Source organism: Mesorhizobium sp. B2-3-5 (genome assembly GCF_006442395.1).
Taxonomy (GTDB): Bacteria; Pseudomonadota; Alphaproteobacteria; order Rhizobiales; family Rhizobiaceae; genus Mesorhizobium.
Map to the genome: position 1 here is coordinate 1 of NZ_VFVX01000013.1, position 16,686 is coordinate 16,686.

Below are 16,686 nucleotides of genomic sequence, written 5' to 3' on the forward strand. Positions count from 1 at the left end.
GGCAAGAGCTTTATCAGCGGCGGCAGGAGCAGCGTGCGTTCGGCTCTGTTCATGGCCGCCCTCGTCGCCATTCGCCATAACCCGGTTCTCAAGGCCTTCCGCGATCGCCTCGTCGCTGCCGGAAAGCCCAAGATCGTCGCCGTTACCGCTACAATGCGAAAACTGCTCACAATCCTCAACGCCATGATCAGGGACCAAAAACCATGGCAACCCGCTTGAAATCCAAGACAGTCGCTCTCCCCGTGGAACGGGGAGAAGGGGCTGTGGCAACCTCGCTGCCTTTCCCACATCGCCAACAATCGGCGAAACCGTCGATGACGGCTTCTTTCTCCCCGTCCCTATACGGGGAGAAATGCCCGGCAGGGCAATGAGGGGCGGCGCAAACTCAGGAAGATTCAACTCCGCCAGGACACCTAAAACAGCGCCTTCAGCTCGTCCAATTTGTTGTTGACCAGCCAGCCGTAATAATTCTCTTCCGGCAGCTTTTCCAGCTCGCCGGAAGCGCGGCGCTTGTCGTTTTCCGCCTTCAGCGCATAGGCGCGCTGCTCCGGATTGCCGACATTGTAGAGCGTGGCGGTCAGCCCCGGATTGCCTGAAATGTCGAAGCCGGCAATGCTCTTGTAGGCATCGATCGATTTCTTGATGGTCGCCGCGACATAAGGCAGCGTCAGGTCCGGATCCATGATGGTCTTGTAGACCGAGTTGGGATCGCCGACATCGAGCTTCGGCAGGCCCGAGATCTTGTGCACGAGATCGCTCATCTGCAAGGCGGTCAGCGGATTAAGCTGGCCGAGGCCGAAGGTCTGGCCGGCATAGTAGGGCTGGAAGAAAGTGGCGCCGAAGCGGTTGTCGGGGAAATCCTCGCCGCCGACGGTCTTGCCGCGAAAAGAATGGTTCCAGACCTGTTCGCGGCATTCCCACAGATCGTAGCTGTCCGAGATTGCACCGCATTTTCTGAATTCCGGCCGCTGTACGAAATCGCTGACATCCTCGCCGTCATAGGCGAAGGACAGTTTGCTTGAGAGGTAGGAGATCGCCTTGACATAGTAGGTCTGCAGCCGGTCATAGGCGTCGACATTATAGGTGTGCTCGCCGACGATTGCGCCGACAATATGCATAGGATCGATGCCATAGGCGCTTGCTGCCTTCTTGATCTTGCCGCGCAGATCGGCGTCGTTCTGCAGCAGCGCATAGACCTTGCGATACTTCGCCTGGAAGGTGGTGTTGGTCGCCTGCGTGCGCCGGCTGGAGGCGCCGGGAATATCGGGCTGCTCGGCATTTCGGTTTCCCGGCGGCACCAGCGTCGCCGCATCGGCTGCGAAAAGCGTCGCCGCCAGCGTCAAGCCGAGAATGAACAGGATCAGTTTTTTCATGCGCCGCCGCCTACAGGTATTGCCGCGCAAACTAGGGTATCGCTCTTGGTCGAGTCGAGAGCGCCCCTTCGGTCGGCGAGACGAAAGGTGGCCAGATGGTACCATCTGGCCACACATTGATTCTTGCCGGAAACGGTGCCGAAGCATCGGTCAAAGTTGTTGGAGCGCCCTTTGCGCGTCCAGAGGACGCGCGGCGCTCCAATCCCGGCGCCGGAACGTTCCGGTCCTGGCGTTTAAAGGATGAATCGCGACAAATCTGTGTTTCGCGACAGATCGCCCACATGCTTCTTGACGTAGGCGGCATCGATGGTGACGGCCGTGCCGTGGCGGTCCGGCGCGTCGTAGGAGATTTCGTCCAGCACCCGCTCCATCACCGTCTGCAGCCGCCTGGCACCGATATTCTCGATGCTGGCGTTGAGGTCGACAGCCACACCGGCAAGCGAATCGATGGCGTCGTCGGTGAAGGTCAGGTCGACACCCTCGGTCTTCATCAGCGCGATATACTGCTTGATCAGGCTGGCCTCGGTCTCGGTCAGGATGCGGACGAAATCCTCCTTCTCCAGCGCGCGCAATTCGACGCGGATCGGCAGGCGGCCCTGCAATTCCGGCAAAAGGTCGGACGGCTTCGAGACGTGGAACGCACCCGATGCGATGAACAGGATATGATCGGTCTTCACCGGCCCATATTTGGTCGCCACCGTCGTGCCTTCGACCAGCGGCAGCAGATCACGCTGCACGCCTTCGCGGGAAGGGCCACCGGAAATGTCGGATCTCGCCGCGATCTTGTCGATCTCGTCGAGGAAGACGATGCCGTCGTTTTCGGTAGCGTCCAGCGCCCGGCGCACCACCTCGTCCTGGTCGAGCAGCTTGTCGGACTCGTCACTGACCAGCAGGTCGTAAGACTCCTTCACCGTCGTCTTGCGCAGCTTGGTCTTCTTGCCGCCCATCGCCTTCGACAGCATGTCGTTGATGTTGAGCACGCCGATATTGGCGCCCGGCATGCCAGGAATCTCGAAGCCGGGCATGCCGCCATTGCCGGTGTCCGCCACTTCGATTTCGATTTCCTTGTCGTCGAGCTCGCCTTCGCGCAGCTTCTTGCGGAAGGAGTCACGCGTCGCCGGGCTTGCCGTCTTGCCGACCAGCGCCTCCAGTACGCGTTCCTCGGCGTTGATGTGGGCGCGGGCCTTGACGTCCTCGCGCATCTTCTCGCGCACCAGGCCGATGGCGATCTCGACAAGGTCGCGCACGATCTGCTCGACATCCCGGCCGACATAGCCGACCTCGGTGAACTTGGTCGCCTCGACCTTGACGAAGGGCGCACCGGCCAGCCGCGCCAGGCGGCGCGAGATCTCGGTCTTGCCGACGCCGGTCGGCCCGATCATCAGGATGTTCTTGGGCATCACCTCTTCGCGCATCTGCCCCTCCAGCTGCTGGCGGCGCCAGCGATTGCGGAGCGCAATGGCCACGGCGCGCTTGGCGTCCTTTTGGCCGATGATGAAGCGGTCGAGTTCCGAAACGATTTCGCGGGGGGAGAATGTGCTCATATCACTAAATTCCACTTTGCCACTGCTTGATGGCCTCGAACGGATGCAGCAGCATGATCACGTTGAGTGTCAGATTGTCGCGGATGAGGTAGCCGGTACCCAATTCGAAGAGAATGGCGAGGCTGACGATCACCCATATAGGTAGCTTCCGCGCCATGACAAATCCCAGCACCATGGCCAGTGTGTCGGACACCGAATTGATGATGCTGTCGCCATAATAGTCGAGCGAGATGGTGCCGGCGCGGTAGCGCTCGATGATGAACGGGCTGTTCTCCAGCAGCTCCCAGCCACCCTCGACGAGGACGGTGAATGCCAGCCGCAAGCCGATCGGCGAGCGCGGGAACAGGAACCTTGCCAGCGCATAGAACAGGAAACCGTGGATGATGTGCGAGAAGGTGTACCAGTCCGAAATATGCTGGGAATTCTCGGAGCTGTTCACCACGCCATGCCAGAGTTTGACGTAGCCGCAGGTGCAGATCGGCGGATGACCCATCAGGTAGAGCGTCACGGCCTGGACAATGATCAAGCTGGCGACGATCAGCAGTCCCATCCGCCAGCTGTTCTCATAGGCCGAGAGGTCCTTGTCCTCGCCGGATATGTTCACGCCGCTTCCCCCTCTTCCACGTCTTCGGCATCGATCGCCATCAGCACGGCGTCGCCATAGACCGATTGCCTGCGATCAATGATCCGGAATCCGGCCTTTTCATAGGCGCGGATGGCCCTGATGTTGGCGGGATGGGGATCGATGATGACCCGGAGCACGCCTTCCTCGAACAGGTCTTGGACGAACTGACGCACGATCGCCGAGCCATGGCCGATGCCGACCAGTTCCGGCCGGCCGATCGAAAGATCGATGCCCAGCGTACCGAACGGCTGGTCGGCATAGGGATGCTCGTCTTCCATATGCGGATCGTAGCTCTGCAGATAGGCGATCGGCTTGCCGTCGAGCTCGACGATCAGCGGTTCGACGGAAATTGAATCGATGTGATCGCGGATCTCGGCGAGTTCGGTCTCCGGATCGTCCCACCACTCCGCGACATGCGGTTCGGCCAGCCAGCCGGCGATCATCGGCAGGTCCATCTTGGTCACCGGCCGAAAATCATAGCTATGTTCTTGTTTGGTCATGATCTTGTCCGAAAACCGGTTGCCAGTTTTCGCTTACGCGGTCCTGCGGTTCGGGGATCATGGCCGGCCTTCTCAGGCGGCATCGAGCGTTTCGACAACGAAATTGTTGTTGGTGTAGACGCAGATGTCGGAAGCGATCTGCATCGCCTTGCGGGCGATCTCCTCGGCGTCCTTGTCGGTGTCCATCAGCGCCCGTGCAGCCGCCAGCGCGTAGTTGCCGCCAGAACCGATGGCCATGACGCCAAATTCGGGTTCCAGCACGTCGCCCGTGCCGGTCAGCGCCAGCGACACCGACTTGTCGGCCACCAGCATCATCGCCTCCAGCCGGCGCAGATATCGGTCGGTGCGCCAGTCCTTGGCGAGTTCGACGCAGGCGCGCGTCAGCTGGTCGGGATATTGTTCAAGTTTGGCTTCCAGCCGTTCCAGAAGCGTGAAGGCATCGGCCGTGGCGCCGGCGAAACCGGCGATCACATTGCCGTCCTTGCCGATGCGGCGCACCTTGCGGGCATTGCCCTTCATGATGGTCTGGCCAAGGCTGACCTGGCCGTCGCCGGCGATCACCACCTTGTTGCCCTTGCGCACCGTCACGATGGTCGTGGCGTGCATGGTCAGATTATCAGACATGTCCTGGCTCCGATTCGCGCGATCCCAAAAAGGCGATTGGCGCGGTACGAGTAACTTTGATCGGCCATATGTATGCATAGGGCGAACGATTGCAAATCGCCTCTCCGGCAAGGCCGATGCCTCTACGCAAGGCAACTGGCAATCGCCGGATCATGCTGGTAGAAGGCTTTCGTTTTCAAGCCCGCGAGCGCTTGAGGCCCGTGAACCGGTCACGATGTGCACCGCTGGGACAAGGATAGAGTGATGGCGCCCCGATCCGCCGAAGCAAGCCGCAAGACCAGGGAAACCGACATCTCCGTGTCGGTCCATGTCGACGGTTCGGGCAAGGCGGACATTGCGACGGGCGTCGGCTTCTTCGACCACATGCTGGACCAGCTCTCGCGCCATTCCCTGATCGACATGACTGTCAGGGCGAAGGGCGACCTGCATATCGACGATCACCACACGGTCGAGGATACCGGCATCGCGCTCGGCCAGGCCTTGACCAAGGCGCTGGGCGAACGGCGCGGCATCATGCGCTATGCCTCGATCGACCTTGCCATGGACGAAACGCTGACGCGCGCGGCGATCGACGTGTCCGGCCGTCCGTTCCTGGTCTGGAATGTGTCGTTCTCGTCGCCGAAGATCGGCAGCTTCGACACCGAACTGGTGCGTGAATTCTTCCAGGCGCTGGCGCAGAATGCAGGCATCACGCTGCATGTCACCAATCATTATGGCGCCAACAACCATCATATCGCCGAGACCTGTTTCAAGGCGGTGGCGCGTGCGTTGCGTGCGGCACTGGAGCGCGACCCGCGCCAGCCGGACGCGGTTCCCTCCACCAAGGGATCTTTGAAGGGATAGCCTCATGGCCAGCTATGTCGTGATGGAACCGCCCAGCCGCGGCGAAAAGGTCGAAACACCGGCCTTCATCCGCGATGGCTTCACCTGGCTCGGTCTCCTGGTGCCGCCGCTGTGGCTTGCCTGGAACCGGCTGTGGATCGAAGCGGCGCTCACCTTCGTCGTCATGGCTGTGCTTTCGATGCTTGGCCAAGGACTTGGCCTTGGACTGGCCGGCTCGCTGCTGTCGCTGCTCGTCTCGCTCTATGTCGGCCTGGAGGGCCAGGGGCTGCGCATTGCGGCACTCCGCCGGCGCGGCTGGCACGAGTGGGGCGTCGTTGAGGCCGGCTGGTTGGACGACGCCGACACGCGTTATGCGCTGGAGGTCGAGAAGCATCCGGAGGAAGCACCACCAGCGCCGCGAATGGTTCCGGATGCCGCCCTGGCGCGCCCGGCGCAGCCCGGGATGGCGCTGGGGCTGACCCACATTCCGGGACGGCGCTGACATGCGGGTTGCGATCATCGATTACGGCTCGGGCAATCTGCGCTCGGCCACCAAGGCCTTCGAACGTGCCGCGCGTGAAGCTGGCATTGCGACCGAGATCGGCCTGACGGCCGATGCCGAACGGGTGCGCAGCGCCGACCGCATCGTCCTGCCTGGCGTCGGCGCCTATGCCGACTGCGCGGCTGGCTTACGTGCTGTCCCCGGCATGTGGGAAGCGGTGGAAGAGGTGGCGATTGCCAAGGGGCGGCCGTTCCTTGGCATCTGCGTCGGCATGCAACTGATGTCGGAGCGCGGCCTGGAAAAGACCGTGACGAACGGCTTTGGCTGGATATCGGGCGATGTCAAGGAAATCACGCCGGCCGATCCGGCGCTGAAGATCCCGCAGATCGGCTGGAACACGATCGAACTCACGCGCCAGCATCCGCTGTTTGCCGACATTCCAACCGGGCCGCACGGGCTGCATGCCTATTTCGTCCATTCCTATCATCTTGATGCAAAAAAGCTGGACGAGGTTCTGGCGGTTGCCGACTATGGTGGCCCGGTAACGGCGACAGTCGCCCGCGACAATCTCGTCGGCACGCAGTTCCATCCCGAAAAGAGCCAGGCGCTCGGCCTGGCGCTGATCGCCAATTTCCTGCGCTGGAGGCCCTAGACCATGAGCAAGAAGGGCTATTGGATGGCGATGATCGATGTTCGCGATCCCGAATTGTACAAGCAGTACATCGAGGCCAATGCCGCGGCCTTTGCGAAATATGGCGCGAAATTCGCTGTGCGGGCCGGCCGCCACGAAAATCCGGAAGGGCCGACCGGCAACCGCCATGTACTGGTCGAGTTCGATTCTTTCGACAAGGCGGTCGAATGCTATCATTCGCCCGAATACCAGCATGCGTCGAAGTTCCGGCTTGCCGCCTCGACCGGTCATTTCGTCATCGTTGAAGGCGCTTGAACGGATGATCCTGTTTCCAGCCATCGATCTCAAGGACGGCAAGTGCGTGCGCCTGAAGCACGGCGACATGGCGACCGCGACCATCTACAACGATGATCCTGCCGCTCAGGCGAGAGCCTTCGAGGAACAGGGCTTCGAATGGCTGCACGTCGTCGACCTCAACGGTGCTTTCAAGGGCCAGAGCGTCAACAGCGCCGCGGTCGGCGCCATTCTCAAGGCGACGAAGAACCCGGTGCAGCTTGGCGGCGGCATCCGCACGCTGGACCAGATCGAGGACTGGCTCGACCGTGGGCTGGCCCGCGTCATCCTTGGCACGGTCGCGGTGCGCGATCCCGATCTGGTCAAGCAGGCCTGCAAGGCCTTTCCTGGCAAGATCGCCGTCGGCATCGACGCCAAGGGCGGCAAGGTTGCGGTCGAGGGCTGGGCGGAAGCCTCCAGCCTTGGCGTCATTGAACTGGCCAGGAAATTCGAGGGTGCGGGTGTGGCCGCCATCATCTACACCGACATCGACCGCGACGGCGTGCTCACCGGCATCAACTGGAACGCCACCTTCGACCTCGCCGATGCCGTATCGATTCCGGTCATCGCCTCGGGCGGGCTGGCCTCGATCGCCGACATCGTGCGCATGACCATGCCCGATGCACGGAAGCTCGAGGGCGCCATTTCCGGGCGCGCGCTCTATGACGGCCGTATCGACCCGGCCGAGGCGCTGGCGATCCTGCAAGGCAAGGCGGCAGTGGAGACGCGGTTGTGAAAATCTCCATCATTCTCGCCTCTTATGATAGCGGGCACTATCACGGCGGCATGGGCCAGGGGCCGGACGCGCTGATATCGGGCGGGTTGGTCGACGCGCTGACCATGGCCGGTCACGACGTCGTCGTCGAGGACATCGGCAAGGTCGGCGACGATCAGGAGCGCGAGATCGCCACTGGTTTTGCCGTCTGCAACGCCGTCTCCGGCGAGGTCCGCATCGCCATCGACAGAGGACGGTTTCCCATCGTGCTCGCCGGCAACTGCCTGACATCAGCCGGTGCCGTAGCCGGCGAAGGCGCCGATGCGATCATCTGGGCCGACCAGCATGGCGACCTCAACACGCCCGAAACCTCCATGTACGGCTTTCTCGACGGCATGGCGCTGGCGACCGTGCTTGGCCTGTGCTGGCGCCCGATGGCGGGGGCCATCCCAGGCTTCAAGCCGATCGATCCCCAGCGTTGCGTGCTCGTCAACGCGCGCGATCTAGATCCGGCGGAGAAAAAACTTCTCGAGACTTTGCCGGTCATCCAGACGGAATGTCCTGGCGTGGCGCAGGCGACGGAAAAGCTGAGGACCGCCGGCGCCGAAAGGGTGCACATGCATATCGATCTCGACGTGCATGACCCGAAGGATCTGCAGGTAAACCGCTACGTCACCCCCGGCGGTCCGAACCCGGAACAGTTGCGCGACGCGACCTGTGCCATGGCGCTTTCGGTGCCGGTCGTTGGCATCACCGTTTCCGCGTACGATCCGGCCTTCGATGCCCAGGGCGATGTGCCGCCGATGGTCGGTCAGCTGCTCAACGATCTCATCGCCACGATAGAGGGCCGCTGATGCTGAAAGCCCGCGTCATCCCTTGCCTCGACGTCAAGGACGGCCGCGTCGTCAAGGGCGTCAACTTCGTCGATCTCGTCGACGCCGGCGATCCGGTCGAGGCCGCCAAGGCCTATGACGCTGCCGGTGCCGACGAATTGTGTTTTCTCGACATCACGGCGTCATCGGACAACCGCGAGACCATCTTCGATGTCATTGCCCGCACCGCCGAGCAATGCTTCATGCCGCTGACCGTCGGCGGCGGCGTGCGCCAGGTCGCCGATATCAGGAGGCTGCTTTTGGCCGGCGCCGACAAGGTGTCGATCAACACGGCGGCGGTGAAGAACCCGGATTTCGTCGCCGAGGCCGCCGACAAGTTCGGCAACCAGTGCATCGTCGTCGCCATCGACGCCAAGAAAGTGTCCGGCCCCGGCGAGGCCGACCGTTGGGAGATCTTCACCCATGGCGGGCGTGAGAAGACCGGCATTGACGCGGTGGAATTCGCCCGGCAAATGGTCGATCGCGGCGCCGGCGAGATCCTGTTGACCTCGATGGACCGCGACGGCACCAAGGCCGGTTACGACATCGCGCTCACCCGCGCGATCGCTGACGCGGTGCGGGCGCCGGTCATCGCGTCCGGGGGTGTCGGCACGCTCGATCACATGGTCGAAGGCATTCGCGATGGTCATGCCGGCGCCGTGCTCGCCGCATCTATCTTCCATTTCGGCACCTATACGATCGCCGAAGCCAAGGCGCATATGGCTGAGGCCGGCCTGCCGATGCGGCTGGACTCCCACGGCAACAGGTCTTAGAGCATGGCAGAAGCCGGCTTTCGGAAAAGATCAGGCATGACAAGAAGATAGACATCGCCATGTCCGCGTTTTCGCTGTCCGATCTGGAAAAATCCATCCGGGAACGCGCCGAGTCCGGCGATCCGGACTCATGGACGGCCAAGCTGTTTTCGCGCGGCATCGACAAGGCGGCGCAGAAGCTCGGCGAGGAGGCGGTCGAGACGGTGATTGCCGCTGTTCACGGCGACAAGCCGGCTCTCATTTCGGAAAGTGCCGATCTTATATATCATTGGCTCGTCGTTCTCGGCATTTCGGGTGTTCCGTTGAGCGACGTGCTCAAGGAACTCGAAGGCCGCACGGGGCGTTCGGGCATCGCCGAGAAGGCGTCGCGGCCCAAGGGCTGACCGCGAGGGAGGACAGGAAACTCGATGGATCAGCTCGCGCAAACCGAGAAATATTCCCCCTTTCGTTTCTTCTCGGCCGAGCAATGGTCGCAATTCCGCGCCGACACGCCGCTGACGCTGAGCGAGGACGAGTTCCGTCGCCTGCGTTCGCTCAACGATCCGGTCGACCTCGAAGAGGTCAAGCGCATCTATCTGTCGCTGTCGCGGCTTCTGTCCGCCCATGTCGAGGCGAGCCAGCTTCTGTTCCGGCAGCGCCAGGCCTTCTTCAACGCCGTGGACGTGGTCAAGACGCCGTTCATCATTGGCGTCGCCGGTTCCGTCGCGGTCGGCAAATCGACCACCGCGCGCGTGCTGAAGGAGCTCCTGGCACGCTGGCCGTCGAGTCCCAAGGTCGATCTCATCACCACCGACGGCTTCCTGCTGCCCAATGAGGTGCTGCGCCGCGAAAACCTGATGGAACGCAAGGGTTTTCCCGACAGCTACGATGTCGGGGCGCTGCTGCGCTTCCTCTCGGGCATCAAATCGGCGCAGAGCAGCGTCCAGGCGCCGGTCTATTCGCATCTCACCTATGACGTCATTCCCGGCGAGTTCGTCACCATCGACCGCCCGGATATCCTGATCTTCGAAGGCATCAATGTCCTGCAACCGGGCAAGCTGCCGCAGGACGGCAAGATCGTGCCTTTTCTGTCGGACTTCTTCGATTTCGCCATCTACATCGATGCCGACGAGAAGCTGATCCATCAGTGGTATATCTCACGCTTCATGCGGCTGCGCGAGACCGCTTTCCGCAATCCGGACTCCTTCTTCCATCGCTATTCGCAGCTGTCGGAGGATTCGGCCCGGGCGATCGCCGAAGGCCTGTGGACCAACATCAATCTGAAGAACCTGCGCGAGAATATCCTGCCGACGCGTGCCCGCGCCGACCTGATCCTGCGCAAGGGCGCCGACCATCTGGTCGAGGAAGTGGCGCTGCGAAAGCTATAGATCGCCTGGCAGGGTCGTCAGCGACGAGCCTGCCAGGCGATTATCCAATTCAGCACCAGGTCTCAGCCGTTGGCGAAGGGCACGGCGACATAAATCTGGCCGCCGCCTCGTTCCACCAGCAACAGCACCGATTTGCGGCCCGACTTGCCGGCCTGCGCGATCGCTTGGGTGACCTGCTTGGCGCTCTTCACAGGCGCTTGGTTGACGGCGACGATAATATCGCCCGGCTGGATGCCGGCGGCGGCTGCCGCCTTGTCGGGATTGACGCTCGCAACCACCGCCCCATGCTCGCTGTCGGCGAGGTTCATCTGCTGGCGGATGTCGGGCGTGATGTCCATCAGGCCGAGGCCGATCGCCGGCGCGCGCGTGCCCTGCTCGGCGCTCGGCGCGCCGGAATTGCCAGTCGATGCCGTCTTCACCTCGTCCTGGTTGCGCCCGACATCGACGGAAATCTGCATGGCCTTGCCCTTGCGCCAGACCTGAAGCGTTTCCTTGACGCCCGGCGCGACGTCGGCGACGGCCCGCGACAGGTCCTTGGGGTCTTTGACGTCTTGTCCGGCGAAGCCGGTGATGACATCGCCGGTCTCGACGCCTGCCTTGGCCGCGGGCGAGCCATCATTGACCTGAGAGACCAGTGCGCCGCCGGGATGATCGAGCCCGATGGCGCTGGCTACATCCGGGGTCACAGGCTGGATCTCGACGCCAAGATAGCCGTATTCGATGTTGCCGCCCTTCATCAGCTTGGCGACCACCTTCTGGGCCTGGTCGGACGGAATGGCGAAACCGACACCGACGCTGCCGCCGTTGGGTGAGTAGATCGCCGTGTTGATGCCGACGACATTGCCGTTCACGTCGACCAGCGGGCCACCGGAATTGCCGTGGTTGATCGGGGCATCGATCTGGATGAAATCGTCGAACGGTCCGCTGTGCAGGTCGCGGCCTCGCGCCGAGACGATGCCGGAGGTGACGGTGGTGCCGATGCCGAACGGATTGCCGATCGCCAGCACCTGGTCGCCGGTCATCAGCTTGTCGGAATCGCCCCATTTTATGGTGGGCAGCGGCTTGTCGGTCTTGATCTTGAGCACCGCCAGATCGTTCTTGGCATCGTGCCCGACCAGCGTGGCCGGAAGCTCGGTGCCATCGTCAAGCGTGACCTTGATCGAGGTGGCGCCGTCGACGACGTGGTTGTTGGTCACGATGGTGCCATCCGCGCCCACGATGAAGCCGGATCCGAGGGCTTCCTGGCGCGGTACCTGCTGGGGCGGCGTTCTCGGCATCGGGGCGCCCTGATCGCCGAAGAACTGGCGGAAATAGTCGTCGAAAGGCGAATTGCCGCCGAAGGGAGAGGGTTCGCTCATGGTTTGTGCCTGTGCCTTCATGACCGTTGTGACCGTCACGACGGCCGGCTTGGTGGTGGCCACGACCGGCGCCAGCGAACCATTCGGGGCCTTGGTCCCCACGACGGGGGTCTGGGTCGTCGCAGCGACGGTGCTCAAACCGGTATTGCCGGTGTTTTGGGCGAATGAGACGACGACGGGGGAGATGATCAGCGCAGCGCCCAGCAGGGCCGCGACGCGATGTCTGCGAAGAATGCTCATGGGTGACATGGTCGTTCTGTCCGGGCGAGCGTTGATCGGGCACCGCAGGCGCGCTTGGGAGCCGCGCCTGTCGGCGTGTCGACCACCGGGATCGCCTGCCTCGCCGTACATGGCGGCCGGCCGGATCGACAACCAGTTATCTAGGGCGTGGATCGGCCTGATTTAGGGTTTTGGGCCGACCTTACGAAGATTTAATTCAGAACGGGCTCACGGACCCGTCATGGCGATTAAGATAGGCCGACGCGATCTCGCGCATACGCTTGCCGTCGAAGCTCGGGCCATGGCCGCCATGGCCGATACGGATCGGCAGGTCGAGCAGGCGCCGCATGGTGCTGATATAGGCGGCGCGGTCGGAATCCGGCAGATCGTCGATCAGCGTGTCGTCGTAGATGGCATCGCCGCTGAAGAACAGGCCGTCGGCCTCGTCGAACAGCGCGATCGAATCCGGCGAATGTCCTGGCAGATGCAGGACGCGGAACTGGCGGTCGCCGAGATCGACGACGTCGCCTTCGCCAAGCGTCCGTGTCAATGGCGCCGGCGGTATCTTGTAATCGGCCGACCTCCAGCCTGGCGCCGGCAGTTTCGAGACGGCGCCCTCGAGGTTGTGGAACATATAGGCGTAGGTCGCCGCGTCATCCATGGTTTCGAACTGCGCCGCACTCATCCTCGGCCCGACCCGCAGCGGAAATTCGTGCAGCGAGCCGACATGGTCGAGATGGATGTGCGTCGCGACCACCAGAAGCGGCTTGCCCTTTGGCGTCTCGATCTCCGGCGCCAGCGGACGGATGCCCATGCCTGTGTCGACCAGAAGGTCGGCGTCGCGGCCGCGCAGATGCCAGATATTGGCGCGCACATAGCCATGCACGAACGGTTCGGTCAGCATCGTCGTCTTCTCGTCGACGATGTTCTTGCTGAACCAGTCCGGCATTACCGGCATCATATGTAGGCCGGACATCGATGTGGGCCGGGCATCAGGTGTGAGCCGGGCATCAGGTGTGAGCCGGGCATCAAGTGTGAGCCGGGCATCAGACGAACGGTTTCCCGACCTTGTATTTTTCCGGCACCAGCCGCTTGAGGTAGGCCATGCCGGCATCGGACAGCTGGTTGACGTCAGCCTTCATGAAATTATCCGGCATGTGGCGGGTCTTGCCGGCGACATTCTTCAGCGGCACCTTCTTCAACACCGTTTTGGTGCCATCATATTGCAGCGCCACGGAGCCGCCGCCCTGTTCGGCGACAGAGACGGCGAAGACGCCGGCATCGAAAGCCTCCTGCGCATCGACCGCGCTGATGGCGCCGACATAGCCGCGCGGCATGTAGCCAAGGGCATCGACGCGGGCCCGCTTGCCCGGCAGGCCCTCGGCCAAGGCCCTTTCAAGCGCCGCCGGCAGGTCGCTGCCCGACAGCTTGACATTGCCATGCTGGTCGCGTTCCAGTTTCTCCGGGGGCACCAGGCTTTCCACCAATGCCTTGCCGTCGGCGGTGCTGACGCCTTCCGACACGGCGACGATACAGCGCTTGTGGCGGTCGAGCGCGGCGCGCACATCGTCGATGAAGCCTGCCGCCGAAAACGGCCGCTCCGGTACGTAGACAAGGTGCGGGCCGCTGTCGGGATCGAGCTGCCAGGCGGCGGCCGCCGCGGTCAGGAAGCCTGCATGCCGCCCCATGACGATGCCGACATAGATGCCGGGCAGGGCGCGAAAATCGAGATCGACGGACAGGAAGGCGCCGGCGACGAACTCGGCCGCCGAGATGAAGCCCGGCGTATGGTCGTTCTCCTCGAGATCGTTGTCGATGGTCTTGGGCGCATGGACAAAGGCGATCCTGCCGCCGGCGGCGTCGGTCAGGATCTGCTGCGTGCCCGACGTGTCGTTGCCGCCGATATAGATGAAGGCGTCGGCGCCGGCCTTCTGCAGGCCTTTGAGGATGACCTCGCAATAGGCGGCATCCGGCTTGTCGCGCGTCGAGCCCAGCGCCGCGCTTGGCGTTCCGGCAATCAGCCGCAGCCGCTCCTCCGGGATGGCGGAGAGGTCGACATAATTGCCGTCCCGGATGCCGCGCACACCGTGGATGGAGCCCAGCACCTTGGCGCTGGGGTGTTTTTTGCGGATCTCCAGCGTGGCGCCCACAACCGTCTGGTTGATGACGGCGGTCGGGCCGCCGCCCTGCGCGATGACGAAGGTTCCGGCCATGCTTGATCTCTCCCTAGAGCATGATGCCGAAAAGTGTGAAGCGGTTTTCGGACGACATCATGTTCTATCTCTTGGATTTAGAGACGGATTCAGATTTCAGGTCCATTGGACCTGAAATCATCCGGCTCCAGGCGATGGTTTTCCGGCCACCTTCGCCTGTCTTGCGGCGTCGCGCAACGGGAGAATCCGGAGCATGATCCCGAAAAGTGGGGATCGGTTTTCGGAAAAGATCATGCTCAAACCAGAACAGATGGCGGCCGCCGGCCGCCTGAAACGATCAGACGACGACGACCGGGTTCTTCTTCGAAACGCGGCTGTAGAGGTCGATGATGTCCTGGTTGATCAGGCGCACGCAGCCCGACGACATCGCCTGGCCGATGCTCCACCACTCGGGCGAGCCGTGGATACGGTAGCCCGTATCCTTGCCGTCCTGGTAGATGTAGAGCGCGCGGGCGCCGAGCGGATTGGTGAGGCCGCCGGGCTGGCCGCCCTGCCACTTCACCAGTTCCGGCTTGCGGACGATCATTTCGGGTGGTGGCGTCCAGGTCGGCCATTCCCGGCCGTACTGGATGTTGGCGCGGCCCGACCAGCGAAAACCGTCCTTGCCGATGCCGACGCCGTAGCGGATGGCGTCACCGCCAGTCTGGACGAGATAGAGCTTACGCTCCTGCAGGCGCACGACGATGGTGCCGGGTGCCTCGCCGGTGGGATCGACGACGATCTGGCGGCGGAATTCCGGCTTGACCTTCGGGTAAGGCACCTCGGGCACGTTGAAGCCGCCATCGGTCAAACCAGCATACATGACGTCGGGGCTGGTGATGTTCTTGTCGACACTGATCGCGGGGCGGATCGGCCGCACCGAGCCGGTGACCGTATCGTCGAGCTGAAGTGCCGGCAGGTCGCCGCCCGAGGTCGAGCATCCGGCGACGCTGAGCAAAGCCATTGCGCCTGCGCCAGACAAAATGGCGCGGCGGGAGAGAAGAATATCGGTTTCGATCGCCTCGCCGTTTCGTGATGGCGTCGGACCTTGCGGCAACTCACGCATATACCCAACCCTACGCTGACGGCGGGAAGCACGGTCCGGCCGATGTCAGGCATTTTCATCATTCATGGTTGATAAAGCGTGAATGCCTTGCGCCATCTGCTTTTGCGCGCTGGTAGGCCGAGTATGGTCAGCCCCGGCGGGCCACCAACCGAGAGGTCCTGCACAAAAAGACCTGGGCCGGGTCATAATCACGACGCCGGCCGTTCCTAGGTTTCCAGGCGATCAGCGAGGGGCCCTCATGTGCAAGACGTTAAAAACCGACATCAAGCTTTTTGCCGCTGCCATTGTCGCGGCGGCGTTGGTTCTCGGTGCCAATGTCAGCCTGGCCGATATCGTGAGCACGCTGGGCGTCGCGAACTGACGCCGACCTGCCGTTGGCGCAATTGATGGCGCGGCAATCCCAGGAAAATCGCATGGCGGTTTTGCGCCCGTATTTTGCGTAAAAACAAAAAGCAGGCCTCTTTACATTCTCCCTGGGCTCAGGATTTATCCTTTTCTTTAACCCAAGGGAGACAGACATGTCCTTCGAAAACTGGGCCGCTTTCGCCGCTGCGTCGACCATCCTCCTCATCATTCCGGGTCCGACCATCCTTCTGGTCGTATCCTATGCGCTGGGTCAGGGTTGGCGCACCGCCCTGCCGATGGCCGTTGGCGTGGCGCTGGGTGACTTCACGGCCATGACCTTGTCGATGCTGGGCATTGGCGCCCTGCTGGCGGCTTCGGCCGGTGTCTTCACCGTCCTGAAGCTGATCGGCGCCGGCTACCTGATCTATCTCGGCGTGAAACTGTTCCGCGCCGGCGGTTCGCTGAAGGCCGAGCCACGCACGGACACGGTGTCTTCCGCGAGGATGTTGGCGCATGCCTGGCTGGTCACCGCGCTCAACCCGAAAAGCATCACCTTCTTCGTCGCCTTCCTGCCGCAGTTCCTCGACCGGCATGCTGATTTCTGGCCGCAGATGCTGATCTTCGAGACGACCTTCCTGGCGCTCGCCTTCACCAATGCGTTTGGCTATGCACTGATCGCTTCGCGGGCGCGCACCCTTGTGCGCAACCCCAGGGCGATCCGCATTTTCAACCGCACCGGCGGCACGCTGCTCGTCGGCGCCGGCATCGCGACTGTCGCGATGCGTTCGGGCAATTAGAGCAATTCCAGGAAAAGTGAGACACGGT

The 16,686-nt window shown here is 62.6% G+C and carries 21 protein-coding genes; 12 read left to right on the plus strand and 9 right to left on the minus strand.

The features are described 5' to 3' along the window. Positions 1 to 219: transposase (locus tag FJ958_RS16430; RefSeq protein WP_140744258.1), on the plus strand; the 219-nt coding region annotated here is incomplete at its 5' end. A gap of 194 nt (positions 220 to 413) precedes the next feature. Here FJ958_RS16430 and FJ958_RS16435 read toward each other — a convergent pair. The 5 genes from FJ958_RS16435 to hslV form a co-directional block, all read right to left on the minus strand. Beyond that, positions 414 to 1,373 (minus strand): DUF1402 family protein, encoded by a 960-nt coding sequence (locus tag FJ958_RS16435; protein ID WP_140744259.1) that lies wholly within the window; start codon positions 1,371 to 1,373, stop codon positions 414 to 416. Positions 1,374 to 1,606: 233 nt separating this feature from the next. After that, positions 1,607 to 2,917 (minus strand): ATP-dependent protease ATPase subunit HslU, encoded by a 1,311-nt coding sequence (hslU, locus tag FJ958_RS16440; RefSeq protein ID WP_140744260.1) that lies wholly within the window; start codon positions 2,915 to 2,917, stop codon positions 1,607 to 1,609. A gap of 4 nt (positions 2,918 to 2,921) precedes the next feature. Next, positions 2,922 to 3,467, minus strand: a complete 546-nt coding sequence (locus tag FJ958_RS16445; protein ID WP_140744388.1) for a DUF2585 domain-containing protein — start codon at positions 3,465 to 3,467, stop codon at positions 2,922 to 2,924. A gap of 50 nt (positions 3,468 to 3,517) precedes the next feature. Continuing rightward, positions 3,518 to 4,042, minus strand: a complete 525-nt coding sequence (locus tag FJ958_RS16450) for a GNAT family N-acetyltransferase (RefSeq protein WP_140744261.1) — start codon at positions 4,040 to 4,042, stop codon at positions 3,518 to 3,520. Positions 4,043 to 4,114: 72 nt separating this feature from the next. After that, positions 4,115 to 4,666: an ATP-dependent protease subunit HslV gene (gene hslV / locus FJ958_RS16455; RefSeq protein ID WP_140744262.1), complete on the minus strand. Its 552-nt coding sequence runs from the start codon at positions 4,664 to 4,666 to the stop codon at positions 4,115 to 4,117. A 243-nt stretch (positions 4,667 to 4,909) separates the two neighbouring features. On the opposite strand from hslV, the gene hisB reads away from it, so the two are divergent. From hisB to coaA, 9 genes are read left to right on the plus strand one after another with little or no spacing between them, the layout of a single operon-like run. Further along, the gene (hisB, locus tag FJ958_RS16460) at positions 4,910 to 5,509 is read left to right on the plus strand and encodes an imidazoleglycerol-phosphate dehydratase HisB (protein ID WP_140744263.1); all 600 of its coding nucleotides are present in this window, start codon (positions 4,910 to 4,912) and stop codon (positions 5,507 to 5,509) included. 4 nt (positions 5,510 to 5,513) lie between these two features. Continuing rightward, positions 5,514 to 5,990: a DUF2628 domain-containing protein gene (locus FJ958_RS16465; protein WP_140744264.1), complete on the plus strand. Its 477-nt coding sequence runs from the start codon at positions 5,514 to 5,516 to the stop codon at positions 5,988 to 5,990. A 1-nt stretch (position 5,991) separates the two neighbouring features. Next, positions 5,992 to 6,642, plus strand: a complete 651-nt coding sequence (gene hisH, locus FJ958_RS16470) for an imidazole glycerol phosphate synthase subunit HisH (protein WP_140744265.1) — start codon at positions 5,992 to 5,994, stop codon at positions 6,640 to 6,642. Between the two features lie 3 nt (positions 6,643 to 6,645). Then, positions 6,646 to 6,936, plus strand: a complete 291-nt coding sequence (locus FJ958_RS16475) for a DUF1330 domain-containing protein (RefSeq protein WP_140606638.1) — start codon at positions 6,646 to 6,648, stop codon at positions 6,934 to 6,936. A 4-nt stretch (positions 6,937 to 6,940) separates the two neighbouring features. After that, positions 6,941 to 7,690, plus strand: coding sequence for a 1-(5-phosphoribosyl)-5-[(5-phosphoribosylamino)methylideneamino]imidazole-4-carboxamide isomerase (hisA, locus tag FJ958_RS16480; RefSeq protein WP_140744266.1), 750 nt, complete (start codon positions 6,941 to 6,943; stop codon positions 7,688 to 7,690). Next, on the plus strand, positions 7,687 to 8,523 hold the full coding sequence (locus tag FJ958_RS16485; protein ID WP_140744267.1) for an arginase family protein: 837 nt from the start codon (positions 7,687 to 7,689) through the stop codon (positions 8,521 to 8,523). Before hisA ends, FJ958_RS16485 begins: the two co-directional genes overlap by 4 nt. Continuing rightward, positions 8,520 to 9,314, plus strand: coding sequence for an imidazole glycerol phosphate synthase subunit HisF (gene hisF, locus FJ958_RS16490; protein ID WP_181176414.1), 795 nt, complete (start codon positions 8,520 to 8,522; stop codon positions 9,312 to 9,314). The genes FJ958_RS16485 and hisF overlap by 4 nt, the downstream gene beginning before the upstream one ends. 59 nt (positions 9,315 to 9,373) lie before the next feature. Then, positions 9,374 to 9,697 carry a phosphoribosyl-ATP diphosphatase gene (locus FJ958_RS16495; protein ID WP_140744269.1) on the plus strand — a complete coding sequence of 108 codons (324 nt, stop codon included), beginning with the start codon at positions 9,374 to 9,376 and terminating at the stop codon, positions 9,695 to 9,697. 24 nt (positions 9,698 to 9,721) lie between these two features. After that, a complete protein-coding gene (coaA, locus tag FJ958_RS16500; protein WP_140606643.1) occupies positions 9,722 to 10,681 on the plus strand; it encodes a type I pantothenate kinase in 960 nt (319 codons plus the stop codon). A 62-nt stretch (positions 10,682 to 10,743) separates the two neighbouring features. On the opposite strand, the gene FJ958_RS16505 is transcribed toward coaA, so the two are convergent. The 4 genes from FJ958_RS16505 to FJ958_RS16520 all read right to left on the minus strand — a co-directional run bounded on the left by FJ958_RS16505 (position 10,744) and on the right by FJ958_RS16520 (position 15,516). Beyond that, positions 10,744 to 12,279, minus strand: a complete 1,536-nt coding sequence (locus FJ958_RS16505) for a DegQ family serine endoprotease (RefSeq protein ID WP_140744270.1) — start codon at positions 12,277 to 12,279, stop codon at positions 10,744 to 10,746. Between the two features lie 196 nt (positions 12,280 to 12,475). Continuing rightward, entirely contained in the window at positions 12,476 to 13,207 is a 732-nt protein-coding gene (locus FJ958_RS16510) for an MBL fold metallo-hydrolase (protein ID WP_140744271.1), read from the minus strand. A gap of 97 nt (positions 13,208 to 13,304) precedes the next feature. After that, a complete protein-coding gene (locus FJ958_RS16515) occupies positions 13,305 to 14,471 on the minus strand; it encodes a diphosphate--fructose-6-phosphate 1-phosphotransferase (protein WP_140744272.1) in 1,167 nt (388 codons plus the stop codon). Between the two features lie 277 nt (positions 14,472 to 14,748). Then, positions 14,749 to 15,516 (minus strand): L,D-transpeptidase, encoded by a 768-nt coding sequence (locus FJ958_RS16520; protein ID WP_140744273.1) that lies wholly within the window; start codon positions 15,514 to 15,516, stop codon positions 14,749 to 14,751. Positions 15,517 to 15,754: 238 nt separating this feature from the next. Here FJ958_RS16520 and FJ958_RS32425 point away from each other — a divergent pair, with 238 nt between their 5' ends. Both FJ958_RS32425 and FJ958_RS16530 read left to right on the plus strand, forming a co-directional pair. After that, positions 15,755 to 15,877, plus strand: a complete 123-nt coding sequence (locus FJ958_RS32425; protein WP_140744274.1) for a hypothetical protein — start codon at positions 15,755 to 15,757, stop codon at positions 15,875 to 15,877. A gap of 157 nt (positions 15,878 to 16,034) precedes the next feature. Further along, positions 16,035 to 16,658, plus strand: a complete 624-nt coding sequence (locus FJ958_RS16530) for a LysE family translocator (RefSeq protein WP_140744275.1) — start codon at positions 16,035 to 16,037, stop codon at positions 16,656 to 16,658. Positions 16,659 to 16,686 lie beyond the last annotated feature (28 nt).

Bases quoted from the DNA above. Each gene is read 5' to 3' on its own strand.
- FJ958_RS32425 (WP_140744274.1), top strand. From the start codon at position 15,755: ATGTGCAAGACGTTAAAAACCGACATCAAGCTTTTTGCCGCTGCCATT.
- hslV (WP_140744262.1), bottom strand. From the start codon at position 4,666: ATGTCTGATAATCTGACCATGCACGCCACGACCATCGTGACGGTGCGC.
- FJ958_RS16520 (WP_140744273.1), bottom strand. From the start codon at position 15,516: ATGCGTGAGTTGCCGCAAGGTCCGACGCCATCACGAAACGGCGAGGCG.
- FJ958_RS16475 (WP_140606638.1), top strand. From the start codon at position 6,646: ATGAGCAAGAAGGGCTATTGGATGGCGATGATCGATGTTCGCGATCCC.
- FJ958_RS16495 (WP_140744269.1), top strand. From the start codon at position 9,374: ATGTCCGCGTTTTCGCTGTCCGATCTGGAAAAATCCATCCGGGAACGC.
- FJ958_RS16530 (WP_140744275.1), top strand. From the start codon at position 16,035: ATGTCCTTCGAAAACTGGGCCGCTTTCGCCGCTGCGTCGACCATCCTC.
- FJ958_RS16510 (WP_140744271.1), bottom strand. From the start codon at position 13,207: ATGCCGGACTGGTTCAGCAAGAACATCGTCGACGAGAAGACGACGATG.
- FJ958_RS16450 (WP_140744261.1), bottom strand. From the start codon at position 4,042: ATGACCAAACAAGAACATAGCTATGATTTTCGGCCGGTGACCAAGATG.
- FJ958_RS16515 (WP_140744272.1), bottom strand. From the start codon at position 14,471: ATGGCCGGAACCTTCGTCATCGCGCAGGGCGGCGGCCCGACCGCCGTC.
- FJ958_RS16435 (WP_140744259.1), bottom strand. From the start codon at position 1,373: ATGAAAAAACTGATCCTGTTCATTCTCGGCTTGACGCTGGCGGCGACG.
- FJ958_RS16465 (WP_140744264.1), top strand. From the start codon at position 5,514: ATGGCCAGCTATGTCGTGATGGAACCGCCCAGCCGCGGCGAAAAGGTC.
- FJ958_RS16445 (WP_140744388.1), bottom strand. From the start codon at position 3,467: ATGGGACTGCTGATCGTCGCCAGCTTGATCATTGTCCAGGCCGTGACG.
- hslU (WP_140744260.1), bottom strand. From the start codon at position 2,917: ATGAGCACATTCTCCCCCCGCGAAATCGTTTCGGAACTCGACCGCTTC.
- hisA (WP_140744266.1), top strand. From the start codon at position 6,941: ATGATCCTGTTTCCAGCCATCGATCTCAAGGACGGCAAGTGCGTGCGC.
- hisH (WP_140744265.1), top strand. From the start codon at position 5,992: ATGCGGGTTGCGATCATCGATTACGGCTCGGGCAATCTGCGCTCGGCC.
- FJ958_RS16505 (WP_140744270.1), bottom strand. From the start codon at position 12,279: ATGAGCATTCTTCGCAGACATCGCGTCGCGGCCCTGCTGGGCGCTGCG.
- hisB (WP_140744263.1), top strand. From the start codon at position 4,910: ATGGCGCCCCGATCCGCCGAAGCAAGCCGCAAGACCAGGGAAACCGAC.
- coaA (WP_140606643.1), top strand. From the start codon at position 9,722: ATGGATCAGCTCGCGCAAACCGAGAAATATTCCCCCTTTCGTTTCTTC.